This is a genomic window from Arthrobacter ginkgonis (genome assembly GCF_039540195.1).
Taxonomy (GTDB): Bacteria; Actinomycetota; Actinomycetes; order Actinomycetales; family Micrococcaceae; genus Zafaria; species Zafaria ginkgonis.
In genome coordinates, this window is record NZ_BAABEO010000017.1 from 186505 (window position 1) to 206818 (window position 20314).

Sequence of the window (20314 nt, forward strand, 5' to 3'; positions counted from 1 at the left end):
CATGACCAGCGGCAACACCACCAGCGAGAACACGACCGCCCACACCCTGAACGCCGGGAAGACGCACCTCCAAAGCTACGAAGAGGGCCTGCAGGTCCGCCGCGAGGTGCTCGGGCACGCGCACGTGGACAAGTCCCTCAGCCAGGTCAGCGAATTCGCCCGCCCGGTGCAGGAGCTGGTCACCGAGTACTGCTGGGGCGAGGTCTGGACCCGCCCGGGCCTGCCCCGGGCCACCCGCAGCATGCTCAACCTGGCCATGCTCACCGCCCTGAACCGCAGCCACGAACTCGGCGTCCATGTCCGTGGGGCGCTGACCAACGGCGTCACCGAGGAGGAGATCCAGGAGGTCCTGCTCCAGACCGCCATCTATGTCGGCGTGCCCGCCGCGCTGGAGTCCTTCCGCGTGGCCGAGCAGGTCATCAAGGAGTTCAAGGGCAATGACTGATCCCAAGGCAGACCTGCCCGCCGTCGCGTTCATCGGCCTGGGCAACATGGGCTCGCCCATGTCCGCCCGGCTGGCCGCCGCCGGCTACCCGGTGACCGGTTTCGACCTGGACCCCGCGGCCCGGGACCGGCTCACCGAGGCGGGCGGCACCACCGCCGGCAGTGCCGCCGAGGCCGCCCGCGGCGCCGGCGTCGTCATCCTCATGCTGCCCAGCTCAGCCGTCGTCGAGGCCGTCCTTGCCGAGCCCGCCGTCACGGCGGCCCTGGCGCCGGGGACCACCGTGATCGACATGAGCTCCTCGGACCCCCTCTCCACCCGGAAGCTGGCCGGCGAACTGGCCGCAGCCTCCGTGACCCTGATCGACGCACCGGTCTCCGGCGGCGTCAAGGGGGCCGAAAACGGCACGCTGACCATCATGGTGGGCGGCGAGGAGGCGGCCGTGGAGCGGGCCCGGCCGCTGCTGGCGCAGCTGGGATCGGCCCGCCGCGCCGGCAACGTGGGATCCGGCCACGCGATCAAGGCCATCAACAACCTGCTCTCGGCCACGCACCTGCTGGCGACGGCGGAGGGCATCCTGGCCGGCGAGCGCTTCGGCCTGGACCCGGCGGTGATGGTTGAGCTGATCAACACCTCCAGTGGGCGCAGCGGCTCCACCGACAACAAGTACCCCAACTTCATCCTGCCGGAGACCTTCGACTCCGGGTTCGGGCTGCGCCTGATGCTCAAGGACATGAAGATCGCCACCGGACTGGCCCGGCAGCTGGGCCTTTCCAGCCGGCTGGGCGAGCAGGCGGTGGCCCTGTGGGAGCACGCGGCCGAGGCCCTGCCGCCCGCCGCCGACCATACCGAAATCGCCCGCTGGGCGGCTGCCGCCACCCGGGCCGGCTAGCGAATCACGCCGACTAGGAAACCAGGGAGACCACCGTGAGCCTGACCGAAGAGCAGCAGCGCATCAAGAACGAGATCATTGCCGTCCACGGCGAGTGGGACGGGGCCTGGCAGTCCGTCCTGGACCTGCGTCCGAGGTTCCTGGCGGCCTACGCCCGGTTCGCCGCCGTTCCGTGCGAGAAGGGCCACCTGGACGCCAAGACCAGGGAACTGGTCTACCTGGCCGTCGACGCCGCCGCCACCCACCTGCACGCCCCGGGCGTGCGCCGGCACATCCGCGCTGCGCTGGCCCACGGCGCCAGCCCCGGGGAAATCATGGAGGTCATCGAGCTGACCAGCACGCTGGGCATCCACGCCATGAACATCGGCGTCCCGCTGCTGGTGGAGGTGCTCGAAGAGGCCGGACTGCGCGCCGGCCCGGAACCGCTGACGCAGTACCAGGAGGAGCTCAAGGAGCGGTTCACCCGGAACCGCGGCTACTGGCACTCCTTCTGGGACGAGATGCTGGAACTGGACCCGGAAGTCTTCGAGGCCTACACCGGCTTCTCCTCCGTGCCCTGGGAAACCGGAACGCTGGAACCGAAGGTCAAGGAGTTCATCTACATCGCCTTCGACGCCGCCGCCACGCACCTGTACGTCAAGGGCTGGAAGCTGCACATGCAGAACGCCCTGGGCTACGGCGCCACCAAGGAGGAGCTTCTGGAGGTCATGGAGATCGCCAGCGTCATGGGCATGCAGGCGGCCACCACCGCCTTCCCGATCCTGGCCGAGGAACTGGCCCGGGCCGCCCGCCCCGCCTCGGAGGGCACGACGGCGGAGGGCAGCGCGGCGGATGGCGCCGGTGCGCCCGAGCTGGTGCGCTAGGGACCTGCGGCAGCGCAGCGAGGAACCATGCCAACATCCACCAATTCGCTGGCCGAGGCCTGGGGTTCCAGTCCCGTCGGCCGGGTTGCCGCTCCCCTGCGCGAGCAGGTGTCGGCCGCCCTGCGTGAGGCGATCCACGACTTCAGGCTGAAGCCGGGCCAGCGCCTGGTGGAGCGGGAGCTGATCGAGCAGCTCGATGTCTCCCGCACCACCGTGCGCGAGGCGCTGCGGGAGCTGACCGCCGAGGGGCTGGTCACGATGGTTCCGCAAAAGGGGGCCATCGTCAGCGCGCCGAGCTTCGACGACGTCCGGGACCTGTACGAGGTCCGGGCGGCGCTGGAGTCCCTGCTGGTGCAGCGGTTTACTGAGCGGGCCTCCCGGTCCCAGGCGTTGGGCCTGGCCGCCGCCGTGGAGGGGTTTGCGGAGGCCTCCGCGCAGGGCGCCGGGATCCAGGCCGTGCTGGCCGCCAAGGACGTCTTCTACGAGGTGCTCCTGGCCGGCGCCGCCAGTCCCGCCCTGCAACAGCTCACCGAGGGCATCCAGGCCCGGGTGCGCGTGCTGCGGGCGGCCTCGATGTCCACGCCGGGCCGGGGCAGCCAGGCCGTGGACGAACTGCGCGGTGTCATCGCGGCCATCCGGGCCCGCGACGGGCAGCACGCGGCGGCGCTGTACGCCGAACACATCCGCAAGGCCTCGCGGACCGCGCTGCAAAGCCTGCACGACATCGGCGCCGGGCCCCGGCCCGGGGAAGGAGCGGCATCATGACGGAGAGCCTCTATTCAAGGACCGCGCTGTCCACCGGGGCCGGTGCCGTGCCCGGCCCGGACGAACTGGTGGCCCGGGCCATCGCCCTGCGGCCGCGCCTGCGCGAGCTGCAGGACGAACACGCGGCGCTGGGCAGCTACAACGCGGAGATCCACCGGGCCTTCACCGAGGCCGGGCTGTACAACATCCTGCGGCCCTCCCGGTACGGGGGGTTCGAGTACGGGCTGGACACCTTCTTCCGGGTGGCGGTGGAAATCTCGCGGGGCGATCCCGGGGTGGGCTGGTCCTTCGTCCTCGGCTCCGGCCACACCTACCAGGCCGCCTCCTACTTTCCGGAGAAGGCCCAGTCGGAGATCTTCAGCGCCGATCCGTTCGTGGCGCCCTCGCGCGCCATCCCACACGGCCAGGCGCAACGGGTCGACGGCGGTTTCATCCTCAACGGCACCTGGGACTACAACTCGGGCTGCACCTGGAGCACCCACGCGATGCCCGTGGCCCCGCTCGCCGGCGGGGACGGCAGCCAGCCGGAATTGTACATGTTCGTCCTCCCCCGCCCCGACTACTCCATCCTCGGGGATTGGGGCGGGGACCGGACCATCGGTTTGCAGGCCTCCAGCTCGAATTCGATCCGCGTGGAGAACGCCTTTGTCCCCGAGCACATGGCCGTGGCCTACGACTTCAAGATGCACGACTGGGGCGACACCGGCACCGAGGGCTTCCAGCTGCACGGCAACCCGCTGTACCTGGGCCGCAGCCTGTTCTTCTTCTACGCCGAACTCATCTCCACCCAGGTCGGCACGGCGTGGGCGGCCCTGGACGAATACCAGGACCTGCTCAAGCGCGGCACCAGCTTCCCGCCGCGCATGCCGCGCACCGAGTCGCCGGAGTACCAGCGCTGGTACGGCAAGATCATGTCCCTGACCGAGGCCTCCCAGACCCTGCTCATGGGCGCCGTCCAGCTGTACACCGACCTCAACCGCCAATGGGCCGAGGGCGGGAAGGAATTCACCCCGCAGGACGACGCCAGGCTGCGCGGCATCGTCCAGCAGGCCGCGCAGCTGGCCACCAAGGCCGTGGACCTGGCCTTCACCACCGCCGGCTCCAGCGCCGCCAGGAACGGTTCGCGGATGCAGAAGTACCACCGCGACGCCTCCATGTACCGCACCCACATCGCGGCGCAGTTCGACGCCGTCTACGCCGCCACCGCGCGCTTCGTGCTGGGCGGACCACTGACCACCTAGGCGACTTACAAGCCAGGTCACTCACCATCTCGGCGGCGGCACCACCGCCACCGCCGCGGCACACCCAAGGAAAGGCAAACCCCATGGCACATGCAGGACTCAGGGACAAGGTCGCCATCGTCACCGGCGCCGCCGGCGGCCTCGGCCGGGCCACCGCGCAGCGGCTGGCCGAGGAAGGCGTGAAGGTGGTCGCCGTCGACCTGGACACCGAGGCGGCGGAAAAGACAGCGGCGGAACTGCCCGCCGAAGCCATCGGCGTCGGGGCCGACGTGGCCACCGAGGCCGGCGTCGAGCACTACATGGAGGAGGCGCTGGAGGCCTTCGGGCAGGTGGACTTCCACCACCTGAACGCCGGGATCGCCGGCTCCCTGGCCGATCTCGTCGACGTTCCGGTCGAGGAATGGGACCGGGTCATGGCGGTGAACCTGCGCGGGCCGTTCCTCGGCGTCCGGGCCGCCTTCCGGCAGTACCTCAAGACCGGCACCACCGGCTCGATCGTGGTCACCGCCTCCATCGCGGGGCTGCGCGGCAGCAACGACCTGCTGGCCTACACGACCTCGAAGCACGGGGTGATCGGGCTGGTCCACGGCGCGGCGGTCTACGGCGGCCCGATCGGGGTCCGGGTCAACGGGATCGCCCCGGGCATCGTGCCCACCAGCATTTTCGGCGAGGCCGGGCAGGCGGACATGATCCGCCGCGCCGGCACCTCGCCGCTGCGCCGGGCCGGGAAGCCGGAGGAGATCGCCGGTTCCGTGGCCTTCCTGTTCAGCGACGACGCCAGCTACATCACCGGCGAAATCCTCTCCATCGACGGCGGGGCCAACATCCAGAACACCAACCGCAACGCCGGCGGGGCCGGCCTGTGGGACGTGAACGTCGCGGACGAGAAGATCCTGAAGCTGCACGGCGCGGCGTCCCGCTAGCCCGCCGCCGGCCTCGCGGCCGCCATGACGGCCGTGTATTCCACCCGATCAAAGGAGATGTGATGACCCACCCCATCGACGTGCCCGCTGAGGCGATCGACCGGCTCCGCGCCGTCGTCGGTCCCGACAACATCCTGGTCTCCGACGACGAGCGGGACCGGTACCGCGACCCGTACTGGTACCAGCAGGACCGCACCTACGACTCCAGCGCCGTGGTGTTTCCCACCGGCACCGAGCAGGTCCAGGAGATCGTGCGCATCGCGGACGAATTCGGCTTTCCCGTCTGGACGTCCTCGCAGGGACGCAACAACGGGTACGGCGGCCCCTCGCCGCGGGTCCGCGGCAGCGTCCTGATCAGTTTCCGGAAGATGAACCGCGTCCTGGAGATCAACCGCGAACTGGCCTACGCCGTCGTTGAGCCCGGCGTCCGCTGGCTGGACCTCTACGCGGCGCTGCAGGAATCCGGCAACGGAGACCTCCTGCTGTCCGTTCCCGACATCGGGTGGGGCAGCGTCATCGGCAATTCGCTGGACAACGGCATGACCTACCTCCCCTACGGCTCCGACTACTCGGCGCAGTGCGGGCTGGAGGTGGTCCTCGCGGACGGTTCGCTGATGCGCACCGGGATGGGCGCCATCCCGGACAACAAGTCCTGGCACCTCTACAAGCGCGGCCTCGGCCCCGTCCTGGACCCGCTGTTCATGCAGTCCAACTACGGCGTGGTCACCCGCATGGGAGTCTGGCTGATGCGCCGCCCCGAGGCCTACGCGCCGGTCTACCTGACCGTTCCCCGGGACGACCAGCTCGAGCAGGCCGTCGACATCCTGCGCGAGCTGCGCCTCGACGGTGTCATCCGGGGCGTGCCGAACCTCCAGAACACGATCACCATGGCGGCGCAGTTCCCCGAACTGCTGGGCACCTTCGTGGGGGCGGAAGGCCCCCTGACGGAGGAGCAACTCGACGAGCTGGCCGGCCGGACCGGCATCGGCCGCTGGGGGGTGCGGACGGCCCTGTGGGGCGACAAGCCGGTGGTCGAGCACCATCTCGAGCGCATCCGCGAGGCCTGGGGTGCCATCGAGGGCTCCCGGGTGGACCATGAGAGGACCTTCACCAAGGACAACTGGCACGAGATCTCCACCTTCATGGAAAAGATCCAGGCCGGCGTCCCCAGCCTGGACATGCTGGAGGTCATTCCCGAGAACATGGGCCACGTGGGGTTCTCACCGGTGGTTCCGCTCGTCGGACGGGAGGTGCGCAAGGTCGTGGACCTCATCCAGGGCCTCGTGACCACCCAGGCAGGCACGAACTTCGTCTGCGCCATCTTCCCGACGAACGACCGCAGTTGCTTCATCGTGTCCAGCCTGAGCTTCGATACGACGAACGAAGCTCAGACCCGCGCCGCCTTCGACACCGCCAAGATGCTGGTGGCCGAGGCGGGCAAGCTGGGCTACGGCGAATACCGGGCGCACCTGGACTTCATGGACCTGGCCGCCGACCAGTACTCCTTCAACGACCACGCCTACCGCCGCTTCGTCCAGGGCATCAAGGACGCCGTGGACCCCAAGGGCATCCTCTCCCCCGGCCGCCACGGAATCTGGCCCCGGCGCTTCCGCGCGGCGGAAGGCGCACCGCAGCAGGACGCGGCGGGAGATGAATCCTACGCCGGCACTCCCTGAGGCCACGCGCGCACTTTGGGGCGCCTGGTTGAAGCCCGGTTCCGGGTCCGGTACGCACCGGATCCGGAACCGGGTTTTCGCTGTTGTCCACGCTGCTTGTCCCCACGGCACCGCAGCCCCGACCGAATCCATCGGTCGGGGCTGCGGTGCCGCTGCGGTTGGGGTGGAGCGCTACCCCACCCGGTGGAAGGCCTGGCGGATCGCCGCCTGCCGCTCGTCCACCATGTGCCACCACTCGGGGTGGGTGATGGCGTACAGGTCGTTCCCCAGGATCGCGTCGCACAGGATCCGCCCGGCTTCGCGGGGCGTGATCCACCGGACGTCCCCGGCCAGGCCCTTGGAGATGTCGACGTCGCGCAGCCCCGTCTCCCCGTCCCCGGCGGGACGGTGACGCAGGCTTTCCTTGATGTTGGTGGTGACGGTTCCCGGAGCCAGCAGGGTCACCCGCACGTCGCTGTTGGCCTGCCTCAGTTCCAGGTCGAGCACCTCGGTGAGGGCGGCCACTCCGTACTTGGAGACCGCGTAGGCACCCAGCCCGGGCGCGGGAGAAAAGGCCGCCATGGACGCGGTGTTCACCAGGTGTCCGCCGTGGGAGTTGGCCTTGAGCCGGGGCAGGAATTCGTGCACCCCGTGGATGACGCCGTAGAGGTTCACGTCCAGGATCCACCGCCAGTCGGCGAGCGTCAGGTCCTCGAGCGGGGCCAGCGGCCCCACCCCGGCGTTGTTGACGACGATGTCGACGCCTCCCAGCACCGCCTCGGCCTGCTCCGCGAGGGCGTGGACGCTGTGCGGGTCGGCGACGTCGACGGCAATGGCGTGGGCGCCGATTTCGCGGGCCGTGGCCGCCAACGCGGCCTCGTCGATGTCGGCGATCACCACCTCCGCGCCGTCCCCAATCAGTTCCTCCGCGATCCCGCGGCCGATGCCCGATGCGCCGCCGGTAACGACCGCGCGGCGCCCGTTGATCGTGGTCATGGTTTTCCTCCACTCAGGGTTGCGGCCCGCGGGCCGGCAGTTGGTACAAGGTCCCGGACCGGCGCAGGGCCGGATCCGTTAGGGGTTTCCGTCGGGGACGCCACGGCCCTACTCGGCCGGGCGCATCGAGGAGGGCCAGATTCCGTGGCGCCCGGGGGAAAGGATGCCCTTGGGATCCACCGCGTCCTTGATGCCCTGGACGAAGCGGCGGTAGGCGTGGCCGTTGAACGAGTACTGCTCGGCGGCCAGGTCCATGAAATCGATGTGGGCCCGGTATTCGCCATACCCGCGCTTCCCCGCCTCGAGCACCATTTCCTTGGCGATCTGGTACGCGCGCTGGACCTCTTCCTCATCGGTGACGTCGAAGTTGACGCCGCTGACGATCACGCAGGCCCGTTCGTTGATCGGGATGATGCCGGCCGCGAAGTTCGTGCCGGAACGCGTGGTGACGATCTCCTCCAGCAGGTCGACCACTTCCCTCACGTCGTTCCCGACCAGGGGAACCACCGGGGAGAAGCCGATGTGTCCCATGTTCTCCGGAATGGCCTCCAGCATGTCCAGGCTGGGGATGCCGGCCTGGACCTTCTCCACGAATTCGGTGATCTCCCCCCATTCGTCCCGAGCGTAGATGCGCTCCGAACGGACCTCCCCGCCCGTGACCGCTGCCCAGGCCTCCCGGATGCGGCGAAGCTGATGTTCGACCACCGGCCGGTCGCCCCACAGCGCGGTCCGCATGCCCCAGCGGCCCACTCCGGTCTCGTCCGCGAGCTTCTGGATGTCGCCATCGGGCATGGTGCCGGCCGCCCCCTGGAACTTCCCCAGGATCTCGGGGAAGTGGGAGGCCAGCGTGAGGGTGTTCTGGATTACCGGCAGCCCGCGGATGACCCCGTCCATCCGCAGGTCCCGCAGGGTGTCGATGGCCGTTTCGAGCTGCTCGTCGCGCGGGACGGTGAGGAACAGCGGCGCATAGGCCTCGGGGCGGCGCATCAGCCACACGCCCATCCGGGTGACCACGCCGAAGTTGGACTGCATGAACAGCGGGTCCAGGACGGGACCCAGGCCCCGCTTGTAGAGGTGCCAGGACTTGTTGTCCGGGATGGCGCCCATCCCGGTGCGCAGCAGTTCTCCATCGGCAAGGACCACTTCCATGCCGCAGGGAGCGCCGAAGTCCGCGGCCTGCGGCAGGTAGGTAAAACCGTTGTCCAGGGAATTGCCGATGACGCTGCCCCACCCCAGGTCCGGAACCGAGACCATGAGGTCCCCGTTCCCGGACTCCTCCAGCGCCTGGTGCAGGTCCAGCCAGCGGACCCCGGGCTCGACGACCGCGTAGGCCAGTTCCCGGTTGATTTCCAGCACCCGGCTCATGCGGCGCAGGTTCAGCAGAATGCTGCCCTTGACCCGCGGCGAGGGCCCGCCGTATCCGTTGTTGCGGCCCTGGGAGGACGTCCAGATCGGCACGCCGTACGTGTTGGCCAGGGCCACGATCCGCTGGACCTCTTCGGTTGTCCGCGGCTGCACCACGGCTTGGGAATCGTACCGGCGGTCATTGTGGTGCCAGTAGGGGTCGCGGAACTGGTCCCGCTCGTTCTCCTCAACGAAGACCCACTCCTCACCGACCGCCTCCCGCAGTTCGGCCAGCATGATCTCGGGAAGTTCGGCGGCCTCGACCGTACGTTGTTGCATCTGCGTCCTTTCGCGTTGTTCGTGGTGAGTGCGCCCGGGTCCCTCATGGAGGGCCGGCGCCTCAAGGTGGCGGCTTTCGCCGCGTTGTCCTGCTCCTGCTGCGGGGCCTTGCTGCCGCCGCGCTCTCCTACTGCTGTTCAGCGGGTGCCGTCCAGTTGGGTGCCGCCCGCTGCATAAGCTCGCGCAGGGTGATGCCCGGCCGGCCCGTGAGGTCGGTGAGGTTGGTGGTGTGGGCGGCCATGGCGCCCTCCCGGATCGCCCTGCCGAAAGACACCATGTCGTCGCTGCACCACGGAACCGGGGACTTGGAGAAGTCCCCGGTCGATTCCCGGGGCACGCCGAGGGCGTCCCACATGGCATACATCTGTTCGTCGGTGAGGTCGATGATCTCGATGTCCCTGCCGCTGACTTCCTGGATCAGCGCCCCGACCTGCGCATAGGTCAGCAGTTCCGGACCGGTGATGTCGTAGGCCGTGTTCGGGGTGCCGCCTCCGAGCAGCAGTTCCACCCCAACGGCTGCCACGTCGTCGCGTGCGACGAAGGCGACCTTCCCGTCGGCCGTGTTTCCGATGCTCTTCCCGCTGCCCACAGCCATCGCTGCCTGCTCTTCGGCCATGGCGTCGGCGTATTGGCTGTTGCGCATAAAGTTCCAGCCCATGCCGGACTCCATGATGGCCTCTTCGGTGAACCGGTGGTCGAGGGTGACCAAAGCATCGTTTTCGGGGTCTCCTGCGCCCAGGTACGAGGTGTAGACGACATGCTCGATGCCGGCCCGCTTGGCGGCCTCCACGACGTTCCGGTGCTGGCGGCGACGGTGCGGCCCCACGAGCATGCCGGAGATCATGAGGAGGCGCTTGCTTCCGGCGAAAGCCTCCACGAGGCTTTCGGGGTTGTCGTAGTCGGCTTCCACGGTCCTGGCGCCCCGTTCGGCGAACTTCCGCAGGGCCGCGGTGTTGCGGCTGGTGAATACGAGCTCGGCCGGCTTCACCCGTCCCAGCAACTCCTCCGCCATCGCGGATCCCAAATAGCCACTGACGCCTGTGAGTACGTACATTCGAAAGCTCTCCATTGAGTAGTCGGATTTGATATGGGTGGACGCATCGGATGCGGGATGTCGAAGCGGATGCGGGTGGCTGAACAGCCGTCCGAAAGTTTCAGTATGCCTGTCCGACAATCTTTCATACTGTTGTCCGGATGACAAGATCTTGTATGACCGACATACGGAATTGGTGGTCCTTGAGGACCATCCGGAGCACGGACCAGCCCGCACCGGCAGGAGCGCGCTAGTGGCGGGGAGCACGGACCGGGGCCGCGTTCACATCCATTCGCCGCCGCAGGTGGATATCCAAGAGCTGGGCGAACTTTTGCTGGTGCGGCAGCACGTAAAAACGCCGCTTCCGCACCGCATCGCACACCAGGCCTGCCATCGCCAGCGGATCGCGCCCTACCGCCGCCCGCGGCAGCGGGGTCCGGCCAGGGGCCTTCGCCATCAACCCGGCCTGCGCGATCAACCCGGCCTGCGTGGGATCCCCGGCCATGGCGCGGGCAAAATGGGCAGCATCGGTGCGGGTGAACTCGGGAACCAGGAGGGAAACCCCGATGTTCGGGTGCCCCCGACCCAGTTCATCGCTCAGGTTTTGGCTCATCCCCCACACGCCGGAGCGCATCGCGGCGTGGACGTCCCGCAGCGACGGCGACGCCGCCGGCAAGCCCGTCAGCCCTGGTGCGGCGCAGGTGTTGACTATGTGCGCCTCCTCTTGGGCGGCAAGCAGGGGCAGGAAGGCCCGGCAGATTGCGATGGTGGTGCCTAGATCCACGTCTGCTATCCAATGCCACATGTCCATTTGGAGGGAGCCGGTGAGGACCGAGGCGTTATTGCACAGGACATGCGCGGCTCCATACGCGGACACCGTGGCCTCCAGCAGCCGCTGGGCTTCCCCCGGCTTGGTCAAATTCGCCGGCACGCCGATTGCCTCGGCCCCTTGGGCCCGCAGCTCCGCCACCAGGGCGTCCACCCTCGGCTTGTCCGCGTCGGCAAGGACGATCTTCATTCCCTCATCGGCGAACCGCCGCGCAAGTGCCGCCCCGGATCGGGATGAACCGCCGGCAATGACTGCCACTCTGCCTTGAAGGAACCGCATGTAGACCTCCCAACCGGGCCCGTGGCCCAGGACGAATCACGTCCCGGCGCACAAAGCCCCCTCGCATTACGCGGAGCGGAAGGTATCCTTCTGGCTCCCCAAGGCGGGCGGGTCCGCATCGCCGGAAATCGGGGCCGGAACAATTGCCCACAAGCTATCATCAGACGGTCATACAATCAAGACTCAAGAGGCGCCAGTCGCCCGAAGAGAGCTGGCAGGGCGCACGTACGGCGCCGGGCTGGACGGCCCCGCACTGCGGCCCTCACGATTGGGCGTGGCTGGCCGGAGCTGGCCGACGGCGGGCAGGCTGCGAAGGCGATAGGCGGCGGGGTTACGGAAACCCGGGCCGTGCCGCGGGAGTTGGGGACGCCAACCGGGTTGGCGACGGAGTCCGTCGAGCCTGCCGAAACCGCGAGGCTGGAGGTGGCCTGAACGCGTTATGACCATGGAACGCCTCCGGCGCGGAACGGCCGCGGGGCGCACCGCGCGCGACCCCTGGCCCCCGCGGCTCAGGCCTGGTCGGTCTCCTGCAGACTCTGCAGCGCGTTGTCGGCGGCCCGCCGAATGTGCTGGGCATAAAGCTGCGCGGCACCCTCGGCGTCGCCGTCCTGGATGGCCGCGGTGATTCCCCGCAGTTCTTCCACCACCGCGGCATGGCCTTCGCTGGACATGGCGGTCGCCCGGAGCACACGGAGCCGGGCCTGGATGCCTTCCGTCAACTGCTGGAGCACGGCACTTCCGGAGCCTTCGATGAGCACGTCGTAGAAGACGTCCTTGGCGGCCAAGAGGGTAACGGGATCTTCGCTGGATTCGATGACCTCGGCGAAACTCTCGGCCGCGGCTCCGAGCCGCATGATCTGGGACTTCGAGGCGCGCTCAGCGAAGCGCTTCACAACCACGGCCTCCAGCGCCGCCCGCGCCTCGTAGAGGTCCCGGGCCTCCTCGGGAGACGGGGCGCTGACGATCGCTCCCTTCTGCGGAACGACGGTCACCAAACCCTCCGAGGTCAGCTCCCGCAGCGCCTCCCGAACGGTGGTGCGTGAAACCCCGAGCTGCTCGATGAGTTCACGTTCAACCAGCCGCTGGCCGGGCCGGAGCCTGAAGTCCAGGATGGCCGAACGCAGGGCATTGATGACCTGCTCGCGCAGGGGCGCCGCAACGCGGCCGACCGGATTCGAGTTCCAGGCCTCAGCCAAGGAATTTGTCGAGGAGGACATAATCCCTTCCACCATTCGTTAGATCTTGTAAGTAACTGCCTGACATACAATCACACCTTATGCTACCGCACCCTGCGAAGCGTGGCGGGACCTCGCTAAATGCCCGCCACGGGCCGCGGAGCGTAGGGACCTTCGAGCGCGGCAACCTCTTCGTCGGACAGCGCGAGGGACAGGGCGGCCAGGCCGTCGCGGAGCTGTTCGGACCGGCTGGCTCCGATGATCGGCGCGGTGAGCCCCGGTTGGCGCAGCAGCCAAGCCAGCGCCACCTGAGCCATGGGCACCCCCCGCCCTGCGGCGACCTTGGCGGTGGCCTCCACGATCTCCCGGTCACCGTCGTCGTACAGTGCCTTGCCGACCTCGTCGGTTTCCATCCGGTGCGTAGTGCTCTCCCAACCGCGGGTCAACCGGCCACGGGCCAAGGGACTCCATGGGGTCACCCCCACGCCAAGGTCCCGGCACAACGGCAGCATTTCCCGTTCCTCTTCGCGGTTGAGCAGGTTGTAGTGGTTCTGCATGCTCACGAAGGGCGTCCATCCGTTGGCGCGCGCAGTGTATTGCGCCTTGGAGAACTGCCACGCCCACATGGAGGATGCGCCGAGGTAGCGGGCCTTGCCGGCCTTGACGACGTCGTGCAGCGCTTCCAGGGTTTCCTCGATGGGGGTCGCCGGGTCCCAGCGGTGGATGATGTACAGATCCACGTAGTCGGTCCCCAGCCGGGCCAGGCTGGCGTCGATCTCCGCGAAAATCGCCTTGCGGGAGAGGCCGGCGCCATTGGGCCCCGGACGCATGCGTCCCTGCACCTTCGTGGCGAGCACGATCTCATCGCGCCGCGCGAAGTCGGCCAGGGCGCGCCCGAGGATCTCTTCTCCGCTGCCGTCGGAATAGACGTTGGCGGTGTCGAAGAAGTTGATCCCGGCCTCAAGCGCCTGCTTGATGAGGGGGCGGCTGGCCTCCTCCCCCAGGGTCCAGGGATGCGGTCCCCGCTCCGGCTCGCCGTACGTCATACAGCCCAGCGCCAGGCGGGAAACATCCATGCCGGTGGATCCGAGTTTCACATATTCCATGGTCCTGCCCCCGGGTTCGGCTAGGCGGTTTCGGCTAGGTGGTTTCGGCTTGGACCGAAAGCCAGGACTCGCACTCGGCGGCGAGCACGCCGCTGACGAGTTCCTGGTGCTTCGGGTCCGCCAGGTACCGCTGGAACGCTTCCGCATCGGCGAAACGCACCTCCATTAGCACCTCGCTCACGCTGCGTCCCTCGGGGCGCAACTGCAGGTCCTGATGGACCTTCGCCGGGCCCAGGCCGTGCGGCGGTTCCTTCCCGAAGTCCTGCAACAGGCCGATGAATTGCTCCCGCCGTCCCGTGTCTGCGGGACGATTCAGGCGAAAAATGACCGTGTGGGTGATCATGCGGGTCCTTTGCTGTGAGGGTCTGTCGTCTAGACGGTTGGGCGAGGGCGGCCATTCAGCGGAAGCTGGTGAACACTCCGCTGAGGTCCCTGAGCTCCCCCGAGGCATACATCGCCTCGTTGATTTCGGAGAGCGAGTATTCGGCGGTGGCGATGGGGCCGGCCGTGTACTGGCCGCCTTCCAAAAGTTCCAGGCATCGGGCGATGTCGCGACCCGGGACGGTTTGCCCGTTCTGGCACGCTTTGATCGTTCGTCCCTGGATGGCAATCGCCAGCTGGGAAAGGGACACCTCGGCCTGGAACTGCTGCACTCCGGTGAGGACCACGGTGCCGGCGCGGCGGGACATCATCACGGCCTGCTGGACGGCGAGCTCCGGGCCGGCGGCTTCCAGCGAAACGTCGACGCCCCGCCCTTCCGTCAGCGCCTTGACCTGCTCCACCGGGTCACCGTCCGCCGGGTCCACGGCGTGCGTGGCACCCAGCGCCAGGGCCAGTTCCCGCCGGCCGGGAATCATGTCCAGGGCGATGATCTTTTCGGCGCCGGCCAGCCGGGCTGCCTGAACCATCCACTGGCCCAGGTGCCCGAGTCCCACCACCGCAACGGACTGGCCGGGGCGCACCTGGGCAACGTTGAAGACGGCGCCGTGGCCGGTGGTGACCCCGCAGCCCAGCAGGCTCAGTTCGCGGGCCGGCAGGCTGCTGTCGACCCGCCAGACCTGGTTCGTGTTGGCGAGGATGTACTCGGCGTAGGCCCCGACGCGCCCGGCGGCGCGGACTTCGGTGCCGTCCTGCTTGAACGCGACCAGCGGCTCGGGCTGGTCCAGCAGAACCGCGCATTGGTCCGGCCGGTCGATCCGGCAGTAGAAGCACTCCCCGCACTGCGGCGTTCCCGAGACCACCACCTGGTCGCCGTCCCTGAAGCGGTCCACGCCCGGGCCGACCTGCTCGACAATGCCGATCGCGGTGTGGCCGAGGATCACCGGCGGCAACTTGTTCCGCATCGCCTTCCACCCCAGCCAGTCGGTGGAGCAGAACGGGGCGGCCGTCGTACGCACCACCACCTCGCCCGCGGCGGGTTCCTTCAGCTCAACGTCGTGGACCGCCATCGGGACGCCGAACTGCTCCAGGATGGCCGCCCTGATCCGCATCGCCTACCTCGCTTGGGCAGCGTCGACGGGCTCGCCGCCGCTGCGGATGAGTCGTGCGACGTGGCCGCGCAGCTGGACGAAGGTCTCGTCTTCCTTGGTGGAGATCTGGTCACGGGGCTCCGGCAGCCGGACTTCGATGTTTTCCACGAGGCGGGCCGGGGCCTTGGAGAGCACCAGTACCCGGTCCGCCAGGTAGACGCTCTCGTCGATGTCGTGCGTCACGAACAGGACCGTCACGCCGTAGCGCTGGCGCAGGGAGAGCACCAGGTCCTCCAGGTCCGCACGGGTTTGGGCATCGAGGGAAGCGAAGGGCTCGTCCATCAGCAGCAGCCGCGGCCGGTAGGCCAAGGCCCGGGCGATCGCCACCCGCTGCTGCATGCCTCCCGAGAGCTGCCACGGGTAGCGGTTGTTGAGTCCACCCAGCCCGACGACCTCCAGGCTCTCGTCGATGAGTGCGCGCCGCTCGGCGGCGGTTCCGCTGTCCTTGGTGAGCGGGAAGGCGACGTTCTTTTCGATGGTCAGCCACGGCAGCAGCGAGCGGCTGTAGTCCTGGAAGACCATCGCCATGCCTTCGGGGACGCCGGTCACGGGCCTGCCCTCGATGGTGACGCTGCCGCTGGTCGGGGCCAACAGGCCCGAGAGGGTGCGCAGCAGGGTCGTCTTGCCGGCGCCGGAAGGGCCAACGATGGAGACGAACTCCTGGGGGAAAATCTCGAAGGAGAGCCCCTTGAGCGCCGTGTGGGCGTCCGGGCCCGAACCGTACGTGTGGGTGACGTTGTCGACCCTGAGCAGCGGTTCGAGTGTGCCGGCGCCACGGGTCAGTGTTTCCTGGGTGCCAGGGAAGGCGTTGGTATCCATAACCTCTTCCGCTCTTTAGCTTCGGGCCAGGCGGTGCCAGGCCAACAGTCGGTGTTCAATGGCTTCCAGGACGCTGTTCAGCAGCAGTCCGAGGACCGCCAGGAGCAGCATCCACGCCCACATGTCCAGGATCTGGAAACGCGCCTGGGACTGGATGAGCTGGAAGCCGATTCCATTCGTAGCAAGCATGAATTCGGACACGATGGCGAACATGAGGGCCCCGGTCAGTGCCAGCCGGAGCCCGGCGAAAATCTTGGGCAGCGCCGCCGGCAGAATGATGCCCGTGAGGGTACGCCACTTCGAGAGCCGGAAGGCCTTGCCCATCGCCAGCTGCGTGGGGTGGATGGCCCCGACGCCGTTGGCGGTGTTGATCAGGACGTACCACGAGATGCCGTAGGCGATGAAGGCCACGCGCATGCTGTCCTCGCCGCCCAGCAAGACGATGAAAAGGGGAAGGGTGGCGGTCGCCGGAACGGAGCGCAGGAATTCGACCACGGGGTCGGTGGCGTCCCGCAGCACCCGGTACAGGCCGGTGGCGGTGCCGAGCAGGATGCCGGCGACCGACCCAAGCACGAAGGCGAGCAGCACCCGCCCCAGCGTCTGGAGCGTGTGCTCCGCCATGGCGTCGGTCAGCAGCGCCCCGTCCTTGGCGCCGAAGAACATCTTCCAGGCGTGGGTTCCGATCTTCAACGGCGTGGGAAAGAACGGCGACGGATTCAGTGCGGTGGCCGCCTGCCACAGGACCAGCAGCACAATGAGCAGCCCGAAGCTGTACGCGAAGCGCGAACCCAGCCGTCCCGCACCTCCCGGTGCCGCCGTTCCCTTCCCGGGCCGGGCGGGTGCCCGCAATTCTCTGGCGGTGGTGGACATCGGTCAGGCTCCCTTCGTGCTTTGCCAGCCGAACCAGCGGCGCTCCGCCGAGTTCAGGATCATATTCAGGGACAGGCCCAGCACCCCCGCCATCAGGGTTCCGGCATACACCAGTTCGACCTCGGTTCCGGTAGCCCTGGTGCGGGCGATGAAGGCCCCGATGCCCTCGGCCCCGCCGGCAATGAGCTCGACGGTGATGACCACGATCAGCGCGATGGAGGAAGAGACCCGGATGCCGGTGGCAATGAAGGGTGCGGCCCCCGGCAGGACCACCCGGCGGATGACGCCCGCGGGGCTGACCCCGAAACTGCGCGCCATTTCCTTGCCCTGCTTGTCGACGTCGTGCACCCCGTACATGGTGTTGAACAGGATCGGCCAGACCGCGGCGAAGACGACGATGACCAGCTTCATCTCCAGGCCGTTGCCGAACACGAGCACGACCAGCGGGATCAGCGCCACCGGAGGTATGGGACGGATCAGTTCGACCACGGCGCGGGAGGCCCGGTAGACCCTCTCGGAGAGGCCGAACAGCACCCCAAGCGGGATGGCGATCAGCGCGGACAGGCCCATCCCGAGCAGGTAGGAGCCGATCGTGGAGAGCACATCGGCGCGGAAGTCCTCGCGCCCCCAGATCAGCACCGCTTCCCCCAGGACCGTGGAGAACGGCGGCAGGAAATCGGAATGGACCAGGCCGGCGCGGGAAACCGCTTCCATGGTCAGGCCCAGGCCGGCCACCCCTGTGGCGCCCAGCAGGATCCTGTTCCGCTTCCGGTTTCCGTTGCCTGCTGCCGGGGCGGTGCCACGCGCGGCCGCCTTCCGGGTGCCCCGGAAACCGGTCCCGCGGCCACCCGTTTTCAGTGTTTCAGTGGACAGTGCCATGACTGTGTCGTCCCTCCGGGAATCGCTGGGCCAGGCAGGACGGCTAGCCGCAGTTGGCGGGAGTGGGGATGGTGATGCTGGAGATGTCGAACTCCTCGTCGATGGCCCCGATGTTGTGCAGCATGTCCGCGTTCATCTGCAGCGGCTCCTTCCGGATCGCGGCGCCGAAGGTGGGAGCGACATCCCCGGCCACCGCCTCGGCGTTGAACTGCAGGTCGTCCTTGAGGATGGCCTTGTAGGTGGCCTCGTCCCTGACCTGGTCGGTGCCCTTGAGCAGCGCGCACTGCAGGGCCGCAACGGTGTTGGGGTTCTCCTCCGCGAACGACTTCTTCATGATCCAGCCCGACTCGGCCATTCCGTCGTATTTGCCGGCGCCATAGTCGAAGACCGTCACGGTGTTCAACTTCTCCTTGACCTGCACCAGGAACGCGGCCGTGGCGCTCGAGGCGTCGACGGTTCCCTGCTGCAGCGCCGCGGCGACCTCGCCGTACGGCAGTTCCACGAACTCGACCGCGTTCGGATCCAAGCCCTGCTCAAGCATGCTGTCCTTGAGCTTGACCGCGTGGCTGCTGTTGAGGGAAACGACCGCGACCTTCTTGCCGATCAGGTCTTTCAGTTCCTTTATGCCCGAGTCCGGCAGCGTTTCGAGGGACGCGACGTTGGGTCCGCTGGCGTAGCTTTCACTGACGATGACGACGTCGATCCCCTGCCGGGCGGCGTCGATGACACCGAAGTAGCTGGACTGGGCGATTTCGACGTCCCCGGAAACGATCTGGGAAACGGCCGTGGCGCTGCTTTCGATCGGCTCCAGCGTCAGATTGAGTCCATATTCGGCCGCCGCGCCGCCCTTTTCGGCCTGGAGGAAGCCGGCGGCAATCGGCGCCCGGAAGCTCAGGCCGGTGATGTCCGCGACCTCGGGGGCGTGCGGGTCCAGCGCGGCGGCCGGGGCGGCGGCGGAGCTGCCTCCCCCGCCGCAGGCGGTCAGGAGCAGGACCGACGACGCGGCAACGGCAGCCGCTGACAGGGACAGGCGGGAGCGGCGGTGGGCCGGCTGGGAAAGCAGGTTCATGGAGTTCCCTTACAAGTTGGAAAGACGGAAATAAGGAAAGTTGTACGACAATAGTATGCGCAGACAGGAATGATTGTGAAGACCATCACAATACTTCTTCCCTCTTGGGACCTCAGATGCCGCTGCCAGCCGTTGTATTACATTCCGGTCCGGCGCCCGCGTTCCGCGGGGATGCGTCAGAAGACGATGACCCCGGAGAGGTCGTCCCTGGTTTCGGACTTCTTCAGTGCCAGGTTGATCTCGTCCAGCGCGTAGCGGGAGGTGATGATCGGGGAGGCATCCAGCAGCCCCCGCTCAAGCAGGCCGATGTAGCGGGGCAGGTCGCGGCGCATCCGGACGTTGCCGTTCTGGGTGCTGACCAGCTGCCGGCTCTGGACGGCCAGGGGGATCTGCGGCAGCGTGACCTCGGCCGTGCCGTGGTCCACCCCGCTGTAGACCACCGTTCCGGCGCGCCGGGAGACTTCCAGCGCCAGCCGCTGGGCCTCGGGGGCGCCGGCCGCCTCGATCACCACGTCCGCGCCCCGGCCGGCGGTCGCCGACTTAACGGCGGCCACCGCGTCCTGGAGCGAGGGGTCCACCAGGTCGGTGGCCCCGAGTTCGCCGGCGAGGGCCCGGCGGTCGGCGAGGGGCTCGATGGCGATGATGCGGGCGGCGCCGGCCAGCCGGGCCGCCTGCACGGCCCACAGGCCGAGGTGGCCACAGCCGACCACGGCGACGGAGTCGCCGGGCTGCACCTTCGCGACATTGAAGACGGACCCGACGCCGGTCGTGATACCGCAGCCGAGCAGGGCCAGCACGTCGTAGGGCAGGTCGCTCTCGACCGGGAACACCTGGTTCTTCGAGACGTTCATGATCTCCGCGTAGCCGCCCACGCAACCGGCGGCGGAAACCAGCTGTCCCTCGGCGGTCCTGGCGACGTCCGGATAGATCCCGCCCAGGTCAAAGAGCTCCGAGCACTGGTCGGGACGTCCGATGCCGCAGTAGTAACAGGTCCCGCATTCGGGCGTCCCGGGGACGATCACCCGTTGGCCGGGTTTGATGCCCGCCACCCGGCTGCCCACCTCGATGACCTCGCCCGCGGACGCATGCCCCAGGATGGTCGGCGGAATCTTTCCGAGATTTCCATGGAAGCTCGTGACATCGGTGGAGCAGAAGGGACTTGCCTTGGTGCGGACCAGCACGCGGTCCGGGTCCGGATCCAGCAGTTCCACCTCCTCCACGCTGATGGGGAGATTGAATTCGCGAAGCACTGCAGCACGCATGGGG

General features: G+C 68.2%; 20 protein-coding genes. 7 read left to right on the forward strand and 13 right to left on the reverse strand.

Features of this window, described 5'->3' with window-relative positions; genetic code table 11:
* The first annotated feature begins 1 nt into the window (after window position 1).
* From pcaC to ABD912_RS12810, 7 genes are all read left to right on the forward strand, one after another.
* Complete coding sequence (gene pcaC, locus ABD912_RS12780; protein WP_345151274.1) at window positions 2-445, forward strand: 4-carboxymuconolactone decarboxylase; 444 nt, start codon at window positions 2-4, stop codon at window positions 443-445.
* A complete protein-coding gene (locus tag ABD912_RS12785) occupies window positions 438-1334 on the forward strand; it encodes an NAD(P)-dependent oxidoreductase (protein WP_345151275.1) in 897 nt (298 codons plus the stop codon). Before pcaC ends, ABD912_RS12785 begins: the two co-directional genes overlap by 8 nt.
* 35 nt (window positions 1335-1369) lie before the next feature.
* The gene (locus ABD912_RS12790) at window positions 1370-2197 is read left to right on the forward strand and encodes a carboxymuconolactone decarboxylase family protein (RefSeq protein ID WP_345151276.1); all 828 of its coding nucleotides are present in this window, start codon (window positions 1370-1372) and stop codon (window positions 2195-2197) included.
* A 27-nt stretch (window positions 2198-2224) separates the two neighbouring features.
* Window positions 2225-2962: a GntR family transcriptional regulator gene (locus ABD912_RS12795; protein ID WP_345151277.1), complete on the forward strand. Its 738-nt coding sequence runs from the start codon at window positions 2225-2227 to the stop codon at window positions 2960-2962.
* The gene (locus ABD912_RS12800; RefSeq protein ID WP_345151278.1) at window positions 2959-4203 is read left to right on the forward strand and encodes an acyl-CoA dehydrogenase family protein; all 1245 of its coding nucleotides are present in this window, start codon (window positions 2959-2961) and stop codon (window positions 4201-4203) included. The genes ABD912_RS12795 and ABD912_RS12800 overlap by 4 nt, the downstream gene beginning before the upstream one ends.
* A gap of 83 nt (window positions 4204-4286) precedes the next feature.
* Window positions 4287-5126, forward strand: a complete 840-nt coding sequence (locus tag ABD912_RS12805) for an SDR family NAD(P)-dependent oxidoreductase (protein ID WP_345151279.1) — start codon at window positions 4287-4289, stop codon at window positions 5124-5126.
* A gap of 62 nt (window positions 5127-5188) precedes the next feature.
* Window positions 5189-6802, forward strand: coding sequence for an FAD-binding oxidoreductase (locus tag ABD912_RS12810; protein ID WP_345151280.1), 1614 nt, complete (start codon window positions 5189-5191; stop codon window positions 6800-6802).
* A gap of 171 nt (window positions 6803-6973) precedes the next feature.
* Here the strand turns inward: ABD912_RS12810 and ABD912_RS12815 are convergent, their stop codons facing one another.
* From ABD912_RS12815 to ABD912_RS12875, 13 genes are all read right to left on the reverse strand, one after another.
* Entirely contained in the window at window positions 6974-7777 is an 804-nt protein-coding gene (locus ABD912_RS12815) for an SDR family oxidoreductase (RefSeq protein ID WP_345151282.1), read from the reverse strand.
* A 108-nt stretch (window positions 7778-7885) separates the two neighbouring features.
* Entirely contained in the window at window positions 7886-9460 is a 1575-nt protein-coding gene (locus ABD912_RS12820) for an FAD-binding oxidoreductase (RefSeq protein ID WP_345151283.1), read from the reverse strand.
* Between the two features lie 127 nt (window positions 9461-9587).
* Window positions 9588-10514, reverse strand: coding sequence for an SDR family oxidoreductase (locus tag ABD912_RS12825; RefSeq protein WP_345151284.1), 927 nt, complete (start codon window positions 10512-10514; stop codon window positions 9588-9590).
* A gap of 229 nt (window positions 10515-10743) precedes the next feature.
* Entirely contained in the window at window positions 10744-11601 is an 858-nt protein-coding gene (locus ABD912_RS12830; RefSeq protein ID WP_345151285.1) for an SDR family NAD(P)-dependent oxidoreductase, read from the reverse strand.
* A 509-nt stretch (window positions 11602-12110) separates the two neighbouring features.
* Entirely contained in the window at window positions 12111-12818 is a 708-nt protein-coding gene (locus ABD912_RS12835) for a GntR family transcriptional regulator (protein ID WP_345151286.1), read from the reverse strand.
* Window positions 12819-12913: 95 nt separating this feature from the next.
* Window positions 12914-13882 (reverse strand): aldo/keto reductase, encoded by a 969-nt coding sequence (locus ABD912_RS12840; protein ID WP_345151287.1) that lies wholly within the window; start codon window positions 13880-13882, stop codon window positions 12914-12916.
* A gap of 34 nt (window positions 13883-13916) precedes the next feature.
* Window positions 13917-14225, reverse strand: a complete 309-nt coding sequence (locus ABD912_RS12845; RefSeq protein WP_345151288.1) for a Dabb family protein — start codon at window positions 14223-14225, stop codon at window positions 13917-13919.
* Window positions 14226-14280: 55 nt separating this feature from the next.
* Window positions 14281-15372, reverse strand: coding sequence for a zinc-binding dehydrogenase (locus ABD912_RS12850; RefSeq protein ID WP_345151290.1), 1092 nt, complete (start codon window positions 15370-15372; stop codon window positions 14281-14283).
* A 3-nt stretch (window positions 15373-15375) separates the two neighbouring features.
* Window positions 15376-16230 carry an ABC transporter ATP-binding protein gene (locus ABD912_RS12855; protein ID WP_345151292.1) on the reverse strand — a complete coding sequence of 285 codons (855 nt, stop codon included), beginning with the start codon at window positions 16228-16230 and terminating at the stop codon, window positions 15376-15378.
* Window positions 16231-16245: 15 nt separating this feature from the next.
* Window positions 16246-17100 (reverse strand): ABC transporter permease, encoded by an 855-nt coding sequence (locus ABD912_RS12860; protein WP_345151294.1) that lies wholly within the window; start codon window positions 17098-17100, stop codon window positions 16246-16248.
* Between the two features lie 3 nt (window positions 17101-17103).
* A complete protein-coding gene (locus ABD912_RS12865) occupies window positions 17104-17979 on the reverse strand; it encodes an ABC transporter permease (protein ID WP_345151296.1) in 876 nt (291 codons plus the stop codon).
* Window positions 17980-18022: 43 nt separating this feature from the next.
* Window positions 18023-19048, reverse strand: coding sequence for an ABC transporter substrate-binding protein (locus tag ABD912_RS12870; protein ID WP_345151298.1), 1026 nt, complete (start codon window positions 19046-19048; stop codon window positions 18023-18025).
* Between the two features lie 176 nt (window positions 19049-19224).
* Window positions 19225-20310: a zinc-binding dehydrogenase gene (locus tag ABD912_RS12875; RefSeq protein ID WP_345151300.1), complete on the reverse strand. Its 1086-nt coding sequence runs from the start codon at window positions 20308-20310 to the stop codon at window positions 19225-19227.
* Window positions 20311-20314: the final 4 nt, after the last annotated feature.

Excerpts from the sequence above, each read along its gene's own strand:
- pcaC (WP_345151274.1), top strand. The coding sequence starts at position 2 with ATGACCAGCGGCAACACCACCAGCGAGAACACGACCGCCCACACCCTG.
- ABD912_RS12785 (WP_345151275.1), top strand. The coding sequence starts at position 438 with ATGACTGATCCCAAGGCAGACCTGCCCGCCGTCGCGTTCATCGGCCTG.
- ABD912_RS12795 (WP_345151277.1), top strand. The coding sequence starts at position 2,225 with ATGCCAACATCCACCAATTCGCTGGCCGAGGCCTGGGGTTCCAGTCCC.
- ABD912_RS12800 (WP_345151278.1), top strand. The coding sequence starts at position 2,959 with ATGACGGAGAGCCTCTATTCAAGGACCGCGCTGTCCACCGGGGCCGGT.
- ABD912_RS12805 (WP_345151279.1), top strand. The coding sequence starts at position 4,287 with ATGGCACATGCAGGACTCAGGGACAAGGTCGCCATCGTCACCGGCGCC.
- ABD912_RS12810 (WP_345151280.1), top strand. The coding sequence starts at position 5,189 with ATGACCCACCCCATCGACGTGCCCGCTGAGGCGATCGACCGGCTCCGC.
- ABD912_RS12815 (WP_345151282.1), bottom strand. The coding sequence starts at position 7,777 with ATGACCACGATCAACGGGCGCCGCGCGGTCGTTACCGGCGGCGCATCG.
- ABD912_RS12820 (WP_345151283.1), bottom strand. The coding sequence starts at position 9,460 with ATGCAACAACGTACGGTCGAGGCCGCCGAACTTCCCGAGATCATGCTG.
- ABD912_RS12825 (WP_345151284.1), bottom strand. The coding sequence starts at position 10,514 with ATGTACGTACTCACAGGCGTCAGTGGCTATTTGGGATCCGCGATGGCG.
- ABD912_RS12830 (WP_345151285.1), bottom strand. The coding sequence starts at position 11,601 with ATGCGGTTCCTTCAAGGCAGAGTGGCAGTCATTGCCGGCGGTTCATCC.
- ABD912_RS12835 (WP_345151286.1), bottom strand. The coding sequence starts at position 12,818 with ATGTCCTCCTCGACAAATTCCTTGGCTGAGGCCTGGAACTCGAATCCG.
- ABD912_RS12840 (WP_345151287.1), bottom strand. The coding sequence starts at position 13,882 with ATGGAATATGTGAAACTCGGATCCACCGGCATGGATGTTTCCCGCCTG.
- ABD912_RS12845 (WP_345151288.1), bottom strand. The coding sequence starts at position 14,225 with ATGATCACCCACACGGTCATTTTTCGCCTGAATCGTCCCGCAGACACG.
- ABD912_RS12850 (WP_345151290.1), bottom strand. The coding sequence starts at position 15,372 with ATGCGGATCAGGGCGGCCATCCTGGAGCAGTTCGGCGTCCCGATGGCG.
- ABD912_RS12855 (WP_345151292.1), bottom strand. The coding sequence starts at position 16,230 with ATGGATACCAACGCCTTCCCTGGCACCCAGGAAACACTGACCCGTGGC.
- ABD912_RS12860 (WP_345151294.1), bottom strand. The coding sequence starts at position 17,100 with ATGTCCACCACCGCCAGAGAATTGCGGGCACCCGCCCGGCCCGGGAAG.
- ABD912_RS12865 (WP_345151296.1), bottom strand. The coding sequence starts at position 17,979 with ATGGCACTGTCCACTGAAACACTGAAAACGGGTGGCCGCGGGACCGGT.
- ABD912_RS12870 (WP_345151298.1), bottom strand. The coding sequence starts at position 19,048 with ATGAACCTGCTTTCCCAGCCGGCCCACCGCCGCTCCCGCCTGTCCCTG.
- ABD912_RS12875 (WP_345151300.1), bottom strand. The coding sequence starts at position 20,310 with ATGCGTGCTGCAGTGCTTCGCGAATTCAATCTCCCCATCAGCGTGGAG.